Origin of the sequence: Corallococcus sp. CA047B (genome assembly GCF_003612065.1) — a bacterium.
GTDB lineage: Bacteria > Myxococcota > Myxococcia > Myxococcales > Myxococcaceae > Corallococcus > Corallococcus praedator.
Map to the genome: position 1 here is coordinate 23,157 of NZ_RAWD01000047.1, position 14,591 is coordinate 37,747.

9 protein-coding genes are annotated in these 14,591 nt (G+C 70.5%); 5 read left to right on the top strand and 4 right to left on the bottom strand.

The features are described from left to right. Positions 1 to 4: 4 nt before the first annotated feature. The 4 genes from D7X74_RS10790 to D7X74_RS10805 all read left to right on the top strand — a co-directional run bounded on the left by D7X74_RS10790 (position 5) and on the right by D7X74_RS10805 (position 11,367). The gene (locus D7X74_RS10790; protein WP_120532847.1) at positions 5 to 5,017 is read left to right on the top strand and encodes a hypothetical protein; all 5,013 of its coding nucleotides are present in this window, start codon (positions 5 to 7) and stop codon (positions 5,015 to 5,017) included. Positions 5,018 to 5,090: 73 nt separating this feature from the next. After that, positions 5,091 to 9,698, top strand: coding sequence for a hypothetical protein (locus tag D7X74_RS10795; protein ID WP_120532848.1), 4,608 nt, complete (start codon positions 5,091 to 5,093; stop codon positions 9,696 to 9,698). Between the two features lie 35 nt (positions 9,699 to 9,733). Beyond that, positions 9,734 to 10,945, top strand: a complete 1,212-nt coding sequence (locus tag D7X74_RS10800) for a GNAT family N-acetyltransferase (RefSeq protein ID WP_120532849.1) — start codon at positions 9,734 to 9,736, stop codon at positions 10,943 to 10,945. Then, the gene (locus D7X74_RS10805; protein ID WP_120532850.1) at positions 10,927 to 11,367 is read left to right on the top strand and encodes a serine O-acetyltransferase; all 441 of its coding nucleotides are present in this window, start codon (positions 10,927 to 10,929) and stop codon (positions 11,365 to 11,367) included. Before D7X74_RS10800 ends, D7X74_RS10805 begins: the two co-directional genes overlap by 19 nt. 312 nt (positions 11,368 to 11,679) lie before the next feature. On the opposite strand, the gene D7X74_RS10810 is transcribed toward D7X74_RS10805, so the two are convergent. Both D7X74_RS10810 and D7X74_RS43645 read right to left on the bottom strand, forming a co-directional pair. Next, complete coding sequence (locus tag D7X74_RS10810; protein WP_120532851.1) at positions 11,680 to 12,765, bottom strand: hypothetical protein; 1,086 nt, start codon at positions 12,763 to 12,765, stop codon at positions 11,680 to 11,682. A gap of 71 nt (positions 12,766 to 12,836) precedes the next feature. Beyond that, positions 12,837 to 13,004, bottom strand: a complete 168-nt coding sequence (locus D7X74_RS43645) for a hypothetical protein (protein WP_167508750.1) — start codon at positions 13,002 to 13,004, stop codon at positions 12,837 to 12,839. A gap of 169 nt (positions 13,005 to 13,173) precedes the next feature. On the opposite strand from D7X74_RS43645, the gene D7X74_RS42635 reads away from it, so the two are divergent. Beyond that, complete coding sequence (locus tag D7X74_RS42635; protein ID WP_147446535.1) at positions 13,174 to 13,947, top strand: hypothetical protein; 774 nt, start codon at positions 13,174 to 13,176, stop codon at positions 13,945 to 13,947. Positions 13,948 to 13,969: 22 nt separating this feature from the next. On the opposite strand, the gene D7X74_RS10815 is transcribed toward D7X74_RS42635, so the two are convergent. Beyond that, positions 13,970 to 14,437, bottom strand: coding sequence for a DUF6691 family protein (locus D7X74_RS10815; RefSeq protein ID WP_120532852.1), 468 nt, complete (start codon positions 14,435 to 14,437; stop codon positions 13,970 to 13,972). Then, the coding region (locus D7X74_RS45255) for a YeeE/YedE family protein (RefSeq protein ID WP_370450737.1) at positions 14,434 to 14,591 on the bottom strand (158 nt) is incomplete at its 5' end. The genes D7X74_RS10815 and D7X74_RS45255, both read right to left, overlap by 4 nt.

Genomic DNA, 14,591 nt, shown 5'->3' on the forward strand with positions numbered 1-14,591 from the left:
GCCGATGTTTCCCGTTCGACGCCGCGCCCGTTTCACCCTGCTCGTGGGAGCGCTCGCGGCGCTGCCCGTCATCGCGCAGTCCGCTGCACCGCAGCCGTCCGTCATCGCCCGCCGTGAGGAGGGCATGGCCTGGCAGCCCAGAGCCGTCCGGGGGCCGGTGGCCCTGGAGGACGTGCGGGGCCACGCGCCCTACGTGCCCGACGGCGTGCCGCAGGCCACGGGCTCCGTGGAGGTCACCCCCCAGAAGGGCGCCGCGCTGTGGCTGGGCCCGCTGGACGTCGTGCGCGTCTCCGGCCCGGCCGGGGCGCTGCGCTTCACCCGCGTGCCGCTGGTGGAGGACCAGGACGCGCCCGACTTGCGCGTGGACGAAGAGGGCATCCCGGAGCGTCCGGGCCGCTGGTATCTGGCGGAGCCGATGGGCACCGGCAGCATCTGGTGGGTGACGGCGACGAAGGACGCGCGCATCACGGTGGAGCGTCCCGCGCCCACCTCCACGGTGAAGACCGAGGAGCGGATGCGCGACGCGCTCCTCAAGTGGGTGGACGGACAAGGGCCGCGCCCGGCGCTGGCCTTCGATGCGGGCACGCGCGCGCGGCTGGACGTGGTCGCGGCGTTGGAAGCGGAGCTCGTCCGTGACGAGCCCGCGACGTCGCCGCTGCGGGACGCGGTGCGCGCCTGGCGCAAGGCGGAGGTCCTGCGCGAGTGGGCGCTGGTGTCTCCGCTGTGGGGACAGGCGATACGCGTGGAGCGCCCCCGTCCCACCGGCACCGAGGTGGCGCTGGAGGGCCTGGACGCGCCCTGGTATCGCCCCGAGGTGAAGGGCAACGTCTGGGCGCTGGAGCTGGAAGGCCCGGGCGTGCTGTCGCTGGAAGCGCGCTCCGTGCTGGGCGGCGACGCGAACGCCGAAGCCGCGAAGGTGGAGGTGTACGGCGTGGGCGCCACGCTCGCGCAGGCCCAGCTCACCTCGCAGCCCGCGTGGGCGGAGGCGCCCGAGGGCGCGGCGCTCCCGGACGGGCGCACGGCGCGGGTGCTCGCGTCGGGCGAGCGCGTGGGCATCGCGGAGGAGCTGCGCGTGGCGCTGCCCCCGGGCAAGCACAACTACCGCGTGAGCTGGAAGGGCGGGCCGCTGATGCTGCGGGCGCGCGTCGCCACGCGCAGGCCCACGCTGTCCGAGGCGCTGACGCACCAGACGCACTGGACGGAGTTCGCGGAAAAGGCGTGGGAGCAGGTGAAGACAGACACCGCGCCCCGTCCGTCACTCCTGCGCCAGCAGCTGGTGGCGCTGATGCCGGAGCTGGCGCGCGGCACGTACGGCAAGACGAAGACGGAGGGCCTGTCGCCGCTGCTGCGCACGCTCGCCGCCATCGGGGACCGCGACACGGACGCGGCCGTGGAAGCGCTGAAGGGCGCGGACGCCTCACCGCTCGCGTGGCACCTGCGCCTGCTCACCGCGAAGCAGTTGCTGGACCAGGGCAAGACGGACGCCGCGCACGCGCTGCTGGGCACCGCGCCCGCGTTGCCGGAAGCGGGATTCCTGACCGCCGAAGCGTCGGAGCTGGTGGCCCGCCTGCCCTTGGGAGATCCGCTGCGAAGCCGTGAGCTGGCCGCGCTGGAGCTGGCCTGGCGCGCGGAGCCGCTGTCGGAGGACATCCGCCGTCGCTACCGCACCGCGTGGTGGCGCGCGAGCCGCTGGTCGCAGGTGACGCCCGCGTCCCAGGACGCCCGCGACGACAACGGAGCGGTGACGGAAGTGAAGCCCTCGCGGTGGCTGGACCTCCAGGCCGTGGAAGCCGACGCGGCGATGGCGGGCAGCGCGATGTGGCCGCTCGCCGCCGGAGGCACCACCCACGTCCAGGCCACGGGGCTCGCCGAGGCCCCCACCCTGCTGCGCGCCTACGTGATGACGCCGCCGGGCGCCCGGACGCATCCGGTGCTGCGCGTGGGCAACAACGCCTTCCCGCTGCTGCCGCTGTCGTCGCTGGAGCCGGTGGAGATCGCGCTGCCTCCGGGCGAGCACGCGCTCAAGCTCGAAGGCGCGGCCGGCACGCGGGCCTTCCTCACGCTCGCGCCCACGAAGGAGCAGGGCACGCCCGCGGAGCTCGGCTACGTGCGCACGCAGTGGCCGGTGAAGGTGGGCACGAAGCCGGTGCGTTTCCGGGTGCCTGACGCGAAGCTGCCCTCGCCCGTGCGCGTGCAACTGCGCCCGCTGGATGCGGTGGCGGGCAAGCCCCTCGTGGTGCGCATGTCCACCGACGTGGGCCACACCCGCCGCCTGGTGCTGCGGCCCTCCGCCGCGAACGCGAATCACCTGGCGCTGGAGGGCGCGCGGGGCACGTCGTCCGCGCCGGTCTCCGTGGTGGTGACGCTGCCGCCGCAGGCCCGTGAGGTGTGGTTCGAGCCCGAGGACGCGAAGGCGTCGCTCGTCGTCTCGATGGCGGTGCGCCGGGCAGAGGTCGCCGCGCCCACGGAGGTCCCTGCCCTGCCGCAGCCGCAGGCCGGCACGTCCTACGAAACGCTCCAGGCGCTCTCCCGCGCGCTGCGCGCCACGCCCGGCGAAACGGAGCCGCGCCTCGCGCGCGCCGAACTGCTCTCCTCGCTCCAGGAGGAGGGCTTCGCCCGCGCGGACGTGGGCCGCCTGCTGGACGCGCAAGCGAAGCTGACGCCGGAGCAGCAGAAGCGACTGCTCGCGCTGATGGATCGCCTGTCCCAGGCGGCGCCGCGCACGGTGCGCTTCACGCAGGCCATCACACAGCCCACGCTGGTGTCGCCGGCCTTCGCGGCGCTGCCGGACACGGGCGACGCGAAGCTGTCGGCCTCCAGCGCCCAGGCGCGCGAGGGCCACGCGGACGCGGCGCTCGCGGCGGTGTCGGGCGACAAGAGCCTCGCGGGCCGCTACCTGCGCGCACGGCTGCTGTCGGCCTCCGGTGAGGACGCGGCGGGCGCGCTGGCGATGGCCGCGCTGTACCGCGAGACGGGCCTGCCGCAGGTGGGGCTGGAGGCGCTCGGGATGCTGGAGCGGCTCCAGGACTCGCCCCAGGCGTGGAAGGACGGCGGCGCGCCCCTGGGCGCGGCGCTCGCGGGCCAGCTCCAGGCGTGGGCGGACCACCCGGACGTGCGGCGCATGCGCTTCACGGCGGGCCGCTGGACGCGCTGGGAGCGGCTGCGCGACGCCGAGGAGGCCGCGGGCTCGCTGGAGGCCACGTCGGAGGGCGGCACGGAGGACGAGGACGTGGCGCAGGCGGTGCGCAAGGCGCTGCTCGCGCCGCCGTGGAAGCTGTCCGAGGCGAAGCTGCTGCCCGCGGGCGCGTCCCGCGTGATGAGCCTGGTGGTGAAGCAGCCCCGGCCCCTGGGCGCGGAGGTGCTGTGCGGCACCACGCCGCGTCCCGGCGTGGACGTCACCGGCACCTGTGCGTTCGCGCTGCGCGTGGACGGCCGCGTGGTGCGCGAAGTGAAGGTGGCGGAGGGCGAGACGGCCGTGCTGGGCACGCGCCTGGACGTCCCCGGCCGTCACCAGGTGGAGGTGGTGCTGGCGCGGGCCGACACGCAGCAGACCGGCCTCGTGCGCTTCGTGGAGTCCGAGCAGGGCGCCGCCAACGCCCGCGTGATGGTCGCGCCGCAGCCCCTGTCGCTCCTGCGCAGCCGTCCGGGTTCGCCGGTGGTGATGACGGTGCTGGGCCCCACCGCGCTGCGCGTGCGTGCCCATGCGCTCGCGCCCACGGCGGGCCGCGAACTGCTCCTGCGCAGCACGCCCCTGCCCTCCGGTGACGGCGCGGGCGGCTCCGGCGCGGAGGAAGGACCGCTGATGCACCTGGGCCTGCCCGGGGACGCCGACCCGGGGCTCAAGGGTGCGTCGCAGCCGCTGGGTCGCGCGGGTGAGACGTGGCTGCTGTTGCCCTCGCGCGGTCCGCACCGCGTGAGCCTGGAGTCACCCGAAGGTGAAGCGCTGGTGCAGGTGCAACTGGGTGTCGTCGCGGATCCGAGCGCGCTCGCGACCTCGACGTGGGCCCAGGGCACCACTGGCCTGGAGCCCCTGCCCTGGCCGGCGCTGCCGCCGGACCTGGCGCTGCTGCCGGACGGCATGGCGCCCGAGGCCCCGGGGTACGGGCCGGGCATGCTGTCCGCGGAGCTGGGCTTCCGCAGCGAGGACGTGGAGGAAGGCGAGCTGCTCAACCGTCCCCTCCAGACGGGCATGGAGCTGCGGCTGTCGCTGCGCCGGGAGCTGTCCCCGGGCCGCGCGTGGCTGCGCGTCACGCCCGAGGCCCGCTATCCGTTGAACAAGAGCCCGGTGATGGGCGGATCCGCGGCGGTGTACCTGACCCGGCTTCCGTGGGACCTGCGCCTGTCGATGCAGGGCGCGGTGTTCACCCAGTCGCTCGACGGCGCGATGCGCTGGAGCGCCCGGGGCCGCGTGTCGGCGGACCGCTACGTGCGGCTGTCACCGGACGTGGGCCTCATTCCGGGCCTGGGCCTGACGCTGGAGTCCATGCAGGGCAGCGGCGCGGTGGATGCGACGCGCTACGACCAGAACGTCTACTGGCTCTACGGCAAGGACCATCCCCAGCGGCTGGCACCGCGGCTGTCGCTGCGCTGGCAGCCGTTCCAGGACCACGTGGCCACGGTGGGCACGTCCGCCACGAGCAACGGCAACCTCTACACGCTGGACAACGCCGGGGCCTACGCGAGCTGGGCGGGGCTCCTGGGCGGCAAGCTCAAGGGCACGCGCGCGGAGCTGGGCTACGGCGCCTCCCAGCGCTTCCAGGACGAGCACCGCTCCACGGCCTACCTGCGCCACCGCGTGTCGGGCCGCGTGGACTGGAACGTGTGGATGGGGCGTGGCGGCAACCGGCTGATGCTCTACGCCGAGGACCGCGCGTTCCTCTCCGGTCCGTACGGGTTCCAGAACGTCTTTTCACTGGGAGCGCGGTGGGATTGGACCGGCGGACGTGGGTTGCAGGACGTCACTCCCACCGAAGAGGAGTTCGAGGAGCTGCTGGATGAACGACGTTTCCAGCCGTGAGGTGTCCTGATCCGAACGGGGACGGGGGGGGGCCGGGCAGCTTTCTCAAGCAATGAATAGCTCTGGCCGCGACATGCACCTGTCCACCGATCAGCTCGAGACGCTCCTCTTGGAAGCCCTGCCCCCGCTCCACCGCCGCGTGCGTCACGCGTCGGCCGGAGCGCTGGCCCAGCGGCTGGTGGAGACCTGCCCCCGGCCCGCCGGGGTGGAAGGCCTGGCCCCGTGGCTGGGCGTGGCCCTGGAGGTGCTGGAGACGGAGCTCGCCTCCGTGCACGAGGAGCTCATCCAGTTCACCCGCCAGCACAACGAGGCGGTGGATGACGCCGCCCGTCGCGAAGTGCTGGTGAACCACCTCAAGGCCACGGTGAAGGACCGCAAGGAGCGCCGCGAGGACCTGCGCGCCCTGGACCGGTGGATGGGCTTCGACGCCCTGCGCGAGCGGCAGGAGAAGCGCCGGCACAAGCTCCTGATTGAAGAAGAGACGGCGCTGCGGGCCCTGACGGGCATCATCACCGTGACGACGCAGAACGAACTCCAGCCGTCGGCCGTCGCGCTGGCCCGGCAGTTGTTGGACCGCGCCGTGGACGCGCCCCGGGCCCAGAACCGCTTCGCGGCGCTGGAGGCCTTCCGGCAGCTCACGCAGTCGGTGCCGGGCGTCGCCTCCACGCTGCCGGAGGTGGGCCCCACGCTGACGAGCCTCGCGGGCCAGGAGGACGTCAGCCCCTTCTTCCAGGCCGAAGCGCTGCGCGCGCTCCTGTTGGTGGACGCGCTCACGGGCCTGGCCCTGCTGCGCCAGCGGCTGCGCGCGAAGGCGCCGTCGGAGAAGGACTTCCTCTTCCGCCGGCAGGTGCTGGAGCAGTGCGCGCCGCTGCTCGCGGAAGAGCACCGGATGCCGCTGCTCACGGAGGTCGCGCACCACGACCCGAGCGAGTACGTGCGCATGGGCCTGTGCGCGCTCATCGCCACGCGCCCGGACGGACAGCCGCTGCTGCGCAGGCTGGCGGGGCTGGAGAAGGTGCCGGCCATCGTGAAGGACGGGGCGGAGCGGACGCTGTCGGAGCCCAGCCCGCGCGTGCGCACCGCCGCCGTGCTGGCCGCGGTGGAAGCCGCCATCTCCACGCCGAAGGTGAAGGGCCCCGCCCTCCAGGTGCTGGTGGACGTGCTGGGCCAGGACACCGCGCCGCTCGTGCTGCGCGTGTCGTGTGAACGGGCCGCCGCGCTGGCCGAAGCGCTGGGTGCCGCGGGGCTGGGTCCCGCGCACGCGGCCCTGCTGGACGCGGTGGAGTCCCTGGCGACGCAGGCCGCGAGCACCGGGCCGGTGGTGGAGGCCGCGGCCGCGGCGGCGCAGGTGCTGCGGCGGGTGAAGGATCCAGCGCGGCAGGCATGGACGGCGTACCTCGCGGGCCGCGTCTCCCAGCTCAAGCCGGGCGGCCGCACGCGCCTGCCGCTGTTGCCGCCTCCGGAGAACCTGCCGGCGCTGCCGGAAGGCCCCGAGTGGCTGGGCGCCATCCTCGCGGACCTGTCGCAGGACGGGCACGGACTGTACGCAGAGCGCTCAAAGACGACGCTGACGCTGTGGCACGGCGACCGGCACCAGCGCCGCCTGTGGCGCATGTGGCACGAGCTGGGCCGCCCCGCGCCGAACAAGCGGCAGGCCTTCCTGCACACCACCGGGCGCACGATGCCGGGCACGCTGCGCGCGCACCCCGGACACCTGGACGAAATCACGGAGACGCTGGTCCCCGGCGAGCGCGTCCACGTGGCGAGCCAGGGGAGCTGGGGCCGTCACCTGCCCACGGTGGATGACCTGTTGGACCTGCCGTTGTCGAAGGACGGCAAGGTGCACCTGTTCAGCAGCCACGGCGAGACGGTGGTGGTGCCGCCCGCCTCGCGCCTGCGCCGGCTGGCCAACCGCCTCAAGGTGACGAAGGACTACCGGAGGCTGGCGACGCTGCGGCTCGACTCGCTGGGTGGCGAGGAGCCGCGCGAGCGCCGGCGTTTCGTGGAGCAGGTGGAGAAGGACCTGGGCGTCCAGGTGCGCTTCACGCCGTACGGCCAGGGGCAGCGGGTGCCCGCGCCGCTGGCGACGCTCTTCCAGGACACCGCGGAGACGGTGGCGAAGCCCACGACGCTGCACACGCCCGCGATGCTGGGCCTGCAGAGCGGCTTCCTGGCGCTGCTCACCGAGCGCATCCTGGAGAACGAGGGCTACTTCCTGGGCATGGGCGGCAACGGCATCGCCGCGCTGGGCCTGTTCACGGCGGCGCTCTTCTCCGTGTTCCTGGGCGACACGTACGTGAAGCGCCAGAACGTGCGCAAGGCGCGCGAACAGATTCCGCTGTGCATCGGCGGCTGGGGCACGCGCGGCAAGTCCGGCACGGAGCGGCTGAAGGCGGCGCTCTTCTCCGGCATGGGCTTCGAGGTCTTCGCGAAGACGACGGGCTCGGAGGCGATGTTCGTGCACAGCGCCCCGGGCGCCGGGCCGTCCGAGTTCTTCATCTTCCGCCCCTACGACAAGGCCACCATCTGGGAGCAGAAGGACATGGTGGAGCTGGGCGCGCGCCTGGGCACGGAGGTGTTCCTCTGGGAGTGCATGGCGCTGCAGCCGAACTTCGTCGAGCTGCTCCAGAACGACTGGATGAAGGACGACTTCGCCACGCTGACCAATGCCTACCCGGACCATGAGGACATCCAGGGTCCCGCCGGCATGGACGTGGCATCCGTCATCACCCACTTCATGCCCAGGGGCGGCAAGGTGGTGACGACGGAGGACCACTTCCTGCCGCTGTTCAAGCAGAAGGCGCAGGAGAAGGACACGACGCTCTTGCACAGCGCGTGGTGGGAGGCGGAGCTGATTCCGGAGGAGCTGCTCGCGCTGTTCCCCTACCGCGAACACCCGCGCAACATGGCGCTGGTGGCGACGCTGGCCGAGCAGCTGGGCGTGTCGCGGCCGTACGCGCTTGCGCTGATGGCCGAGCACGTCCAGCCGGAGATCGGCGTGCTGAAGGTGTTCCCGCAGACGCGGGTGCGCGGGCGCCTGCTCACGTTCATCAACGGGCACTCGGCGAACGAGCGCACGGGCTTCATGAACAACTGGACCCGCACGGGCCTGGGGGACGTGGATCCGGAGTCGAACCCGGAGCGCGCGGTCATCACGGTCATCAACAACCGGTGGGACCGGGTGTCCCGTTCGGAGGTATTCGCGCGCATCATGGTGGAGGACGCGCCCGCGGACCGGCACGTGCTCATCGGCACGAACCTGGAGGGCCTGCGCAAGTACGTGCGCGACGCGCTGGACCGGCACCTGCTGGGCACGGACGTGGTGGCGGTGGAGGAGCTGTCCACCCCGGAGGGCGCGGGCCGCGCGGAGGTGCGCCTGGCGAAGGAGCTGGCGCGGTTGAAGGTGCCGCGTCCCACGGCGCAGACGTTCATGGAGCGCTTCGGCCGGTACGCGGCGGGCGCGAGCCTGAAGGTGACGCCCACGGTCGCGCTGAACGCGGCGGTGGAGAAGGCGCTTGCTGGCGCGGACGACACCGTGGTCGTTGAGAAAGTGCGCCGCGCGCTGGAGCGCGAGGTGGGCCCGCTGCTGGAGGAGGCGCTGGCGCCGGTGTCGCGCGTGCAGGCGCAGCCGCTGCCGGAGGTGCTGGCCCCGGCGACGAAGGACGAGGTGTGCGAGCACGCGCTGTACCTGCTGGCGCGCATGGCGGTGCACGCGCGGCTGAAGCAGGCGCTGCCCCGGGATGCGGCGGGAGACGCGGCGGGGCGCGTGAAGGCGTTCCACGCGAAGTTCCGCGAGGCCTACAAGGCGATGTTCCTGGAGCAGGTGGTGCCGGTGTCCGACGCGCAGGCGACGGGCGACCAGGTGGTGGACGCCTGTGCCCGGGCCGTGGCGCCGGGGATGCAGGTGAGCATCATGGGCGCGCAGAACATCAAGGGCACGGGCCTGGACTGGGTGTACCGCTGGATGGCGTTGGACCGGGTGACGACGGCGCTCAAGGCGCTGGAAGGCACGTCGGTGGAGGCGCGGCGGCGGGCGCTGGAGTCGCTGGAGACGTTCGACGACTCGGGCTTCGTGGACGCGGGCCTGGCGCGCACGGCGCTGCCGAAGCTGGTGGAGAAGGCGAACTCGCCGGACGAAGCGGACCGGCTGCGCAAGCTGGCGGAGCGCGCGAGGGCGCGGCACGAACTGAAGCTGGCGGCGCTGACGCACACGGCGGCGGGCGGCGCGACGCAGGTGGTGGTGCGCAAGCTGGAGAAGGTGTTCGACTACCTGGACAGCGTGACGCGCCGAAGGCTGAGCGAGATGCTGCTGGAGGACCTGGAGAAGGGCCGCGTGTCGCACGCGCGGGCGGCGGTGGAGACGCGCAAGCTGTACGAGCGCCAGAAGGGCGGCTGGCTCTTCCGCGGCCTCAAGAAGCAGCAGCCGATGCGGCTCCTGCCGGTGCCGACGGAAGTCCCCGTGCCCCAGCCCGTCACGGTGGCGGAAGCGCCACAGGCGGTGTTCACGAAGTCGGTGGAAGTGCGCGGCACGGTGCCGCTGCGCCACCTCCACTCGGAGACGAACGCGATGGCGAAGGGCGAAGGGCCGGTGCTGCTGCGCGACGCGCCGGTGAAGCCGCAGGGGCCGGATGTTCCGAAACCCGACGCGTCCGTGGATGACGCGGGCGAGCCGCTGTCCTGAGTCCTCGCGAGCCAGAGACCCGAGGAGACACCTTCATGGAGGAGAATCCCATCACGGACGCGCTGTTCGGGGAGCGCGTCCCATCCCGGCCCTGTGACGGCGGGCCCCGGGCCTGGAGGCAGGCCCAGCGAAGGACCGGAGAGCGCACGGAGCCCCTGCGGGTGGACGTGGTCCGCGACCTTGCCGGCTTCAACGCGCTGGAGGAGGAGTGGAACGCGCTGGTGCTGCGCGTGGACGACCAGGTCTTCTACCGGCACGAGTTCGTGCGCTGCTGGTTGGAGCACTTCGGCAAGGGAGCGCCGCTGCGCATCCTCACGGCGAGGGACGCGGCGGGAAGCCTCGTGGCGGTGCTGGGGCTCAAGGAGGAGCAGGGCCACCAGTACGGGGTGCCGGTGCGGCAGTTGTTGTCGCTGACGAACAAGCACTCCTGCCGTTTCGACCTGCTGGCGGAAGAGCCGAAGCGGGCGGCGGCGGCCTTCTTGTCGCATCTGATGGGCGACCCGAGCTGGGACGTGCTCCGGCTGTCGGACGTGCCGGAGGACGGCGCGGCGTGGGCGCTCATGCACGCGGCGCGGGGCGCGGGAATGCCCTGGGGTGCATGGCCGAGCGCGAGGTCCCCGTACCTCATGCTGCCTCCGACGGTGGCGGCGTGGACGAAGGGGCGGAGCAACGCGAAGCCGCTGCGCAGGAGGCGTCGGAGGTTGGAGGAGAAGGGCCGCGTGGAGGTGGAGCGCGTGTCCGGAAGCGAGGGGTTGGAGGCCCGGCTGGAGGAGGCGTTCGCGCTGGAGCAGAGCGGCTGGAAGGCACAGCAGGGCACGGCCATCGCCCAGGCGGAGCACCGGCGGGGGTTCTACACCTCGCTGGCGCGGATGGCGGCCAGGCGGGGCTGGCTGGGCTTGTACTTCCTGCGACTGGATTCGAGGGCCATCGCCTTCCAGTACGGCCTGGAGTACGGAAGTCGCTATCTGGCGATGAAGCCCGGCTACGACGAGGTGCTGGGAGAGGTGAGTCCGGGTCACCTGCTGACGGAGAACCTTGTCCAGGACTGCATCGGGAGGGGGCTGAAGGAGCTCGATTTGTTGGGGGATGACGCCCCGTACAAGCGCGAGTGGACGCAAGAAGTGCGACAACACCACTGGCTGTTCATCTACCGGGATACACTGGTAGGGCAGACCCTGCAGCGGTCCAAGTTCCGCTGGGCACCGGTGGCGAAAAGGATGGTGGGGAGATGGGTCCGACGGCGCTGAGTTTCTACTGGGCCGCGAAGCGGCTCCAGGCGCTGAAGGTTCCTCGACTCGCGGGCGTGGTGGCTGCGGTGGGAAACCGCCTGAACAACAGCCACGTGGACACGAAGGCCGCGCTGCATCCCAGCGTGGAGCTGGGCTACGGAGGCATCGGCGTGATCATCGCGCCGGGGGTGGAGGTTGGGGAGAACAGCTTCATCTCCCAGAACGTGAGCCTGGAAGGAGCCCCCGGAAAGGTCGGAGTGCCCCGAGTGGGGCGCGACGTCTTCATCGGCGTGGGCGCCCAGGTGCTGGGCCCGGTGACGATAGGTGACGGAGCGAAGATTGGAGCCAACGCGCTCGTCATCGAGGACGTGGCCCCCGGAGCCGTGGTGGCAGGGATACCGGCGCGGGAGCTGAAGCGCGTGCCTCCGACGGGGACGTGAACAGCAAGGGCGTCCTCACGCGTCCGGCGAAAAAATGAGCCCGGCGCGTCGCGAATCCGCAAGGCACCGGGCTCTGCCCACCCCTATCCCATGTTCAAGCAGGCACGCGATTCGTCATCGCGATCCCTGCTTCCATTGAAGTTCTGCCCCGAAAGGCAGCTGCCGTCTGCGTCCGGGGCGCGCTCAAGAGCGGGCCTGTTCGGAGGCAACCCTCCCAGAGGAGGGCAGACAGTCACACGGTCTCTTGCCGTGAGATGAAAGGCTCTGGCATGGCCATCCTGGATGCCTTTGTCTTGGGTTGGGGAAACCATCCTACTCCGAAGCAACGATGCGAACCACCCCTGGCACATCGTGGCCATGCTCGATGAGCATCTTCCGCACAAGGAAGGGCAGCGTCATCGCATCGTGCGGTCCATGGTGCTTCTTCCCGGCGAAGAAGGCGTCGCAGTGGCCAATCAGCGCATTTGAATCCAGGGGCCCATGAATGGAGGAAAGCCAGCGCGCCGAATCGTCAGCGCACTCGACGTAGGGTTCGTCGTGCGCCAATTGCTTGAAATTCACGTCAATACCTCGAACTCCAGAGGCGAAGCGGCGATGTGCTTCTTCCTGCACGCCCTTCAGAATCTTGCGCCAGTGCCAACGAGCGCGGCCGAGGAGAATCCGACGCTCTTGCGCGACCAGGACGAATCTTCCATTCGCCTGCCGGTGCACCAACCAGCGGGCCACCGGTAGTCGCTCCAGCTCAATTCCCTTGCGGAGCACGGGAACGAGCCGGACGAACGTGTACCTCAACACCAGTGGGCCTTCGACCTGCATCAACTGCGTTGGCCGAGCCGCTTCGAACTCCTCTCTGTCAAACTCGATCAGGGTATCGAGCGATTGTGGCTGTTCCTCCCCTGGCAAAATGGCCTCCTGGAGTTCACTCAGCTCCAACTGGGACGACTTGGAACTGGCCCCGTCATCCTGCGCATCGCTCACGCGCTCGTCGCCGACGCCGACGCCGACGCCGACCGCCTCACTCTGATTCTGGGCCTTTCGCGCTACCCTGCTCCGGAAGCTCTTCTCTGCGAGCGCCTGCTCGCGCCGTAGCTGGTCCCTCAGGTCCATCAACCGCCGCGCGCGCTCCGTGTCTTCCCACCGAGCCCCGGGCACCTCGCCGGAGACCGCGAGGTACACCCGAGAAGTCGTTCGGTTGAGCCGGTTGCCATAGCGCTTCTTCAACTCGGCCACTTGGTGTTCGAACGCAAGCGACCTGCCATTGGCCCAGCCACTCACCACGCTCTGCTCAACACGGCAGAGGTCACCCACTTCCTGCTGCGTCATGCCATCCGAGAGGGCAATCTTCACCAACTCCCGGGTGTATTTGAACTTTGGCTTTCTGGGCTTCTTCTCATCCATGGTGTCTTCATCGCCTCGAACGGGCCCCCGGGAAGTACCCAAGCGCCTCCCGGGGACCGACACAGACCACTCTACTTCTTCGAACCCTGCGGATCCTCGCGGACAGGCTGCGGCGGTCTGGCGTTCGGATTCAACTGCTTCCCTCGATTGCCCTGGGCCTTGTCCCAGGTCATGTTCGTTCCCGGAGTCCCCCGGTTGCCGTTCTGGATGTCCGCTTGGTGGTTGGGCTTCTTGCGCATCGCGTCCCTCGCTTCCAATGCGGCGTGGGCATCAGTGCCTCGCCGTTGATACGCGAACCAAGGTGCGCCCCAAGTCCTTGATTTTCCAATGATAATCCCGACATACAAACCTGATAGTGGTTGATGGGGGAAGAATCCGCAGCCGAACCGGACCAGGGAGAAAACCTGAATGACCACCGTTGCGAGTGTCGTAGTGGGCAGTGAGGGGTTTCGTGTTCCAGAGGCGCAATCCGAACGGCTGATTTTCGCGGAGCAGATCGCGAACCACTGTCGGCGCGAAGGCGCCGACGTAGTGCTTCTTCCCGCCGGGTACCTTTTCTCCCAGCACGACGAAGAGAAAGCCCTAACGCGGGATGCCAAAGCGCTTGCACTGGCATGCAAGGGCGTGTCCCTGGTCGCAGGAGTCGACTCGGGCACGGCAAGAAAGCTAGGGCAATCGAAAGTCGGGAGTGGAAAGCGCTTGGATGAATGGACGAAGAAGAGGTCGCTCCCCTTCTGGGTCTTTGCCAGTGCCCCGGATGGGACCATCCTTCGAATGTTCAGGCAGCGGAGCACCACTGCGGCGAATGGCGCGCAACTGGACGCGCCCTCCAAATCCGAGCAGCAGGAACGAACCGTGGAGCTGGCGGGATTGAACTGTTACCTGCTGGCCTGTGGTGAGCTCTTCAATCCCCACCTCCGTGCCTCCCTCGAAAGCAAGAACATCGACCTGATCACCCATCTGGCCCACAAGGGACTGGGGAGAACATTCCCCAAAACGTTTCCGCGGCTTGCGACCACAGCTCGCGCATGGGTCATCAACTCACAGCACGCACTGAATGGATTTTGCTGGGCCGCGAAGCGAGGCAGCACACAGGCAGACTACGTGCCCGGCGCTCTGATTCGCGCGGACGCGAGTGCAGCGGGAGAATGGGCGCAAATTTCCTTTTGGAATGTCGCCTGAATCACCAAACGCACGGCGTGGGTCAGCTTTGAGGTCGAGCGGAGGAATGAGAACCAGGGGCCGTTGAGACAGCTCCCCTGGCGCGCGTCCAGATGCTGAACAACGCCATCCCCGCCAGCATGGACCCGACGAACAGCAACACGTCCCGTCCACCTGTGGCCAGCGACGTGAACGCGGGGCCCGGGCAGTAGCCCACGAGTCCCCACCCCACGCCGAACAGCACCGCACCGACGATGAGCGGCCTGTCCACCCGAGCCTGTGAAGGCGCCGGGAACCGGGCCGCAAGCACCGGAGCGGACCGACGGCGGATGAGCCGCAGGAGGACGGCGTGCACCCCCACCGCGCCGATCATGACCATGGCCAGGGAGGGATCCCACCGGCCCGCGACGTCCAGGAAGCCCATCACCTTCTCGGGCTGGGTCATCCCGCCCAGCCCCAGGCCGAGCGCGAAGAGGACGCCGCAAAGTCCCGCGACCAGGAGCGCCTTCACGCGACACCTCCCAGCACGTGACGCACCAGGAAGACCGTCAGCATGGCCGTGGCCACGAACGTGATCGTGGCCACCAGCGACCGCCGCGTTCCCCGTGCGACACCGCACACGCCATGACCGCTGGTGCAGCCATTGCCCAGTCGCGTCCCCACCC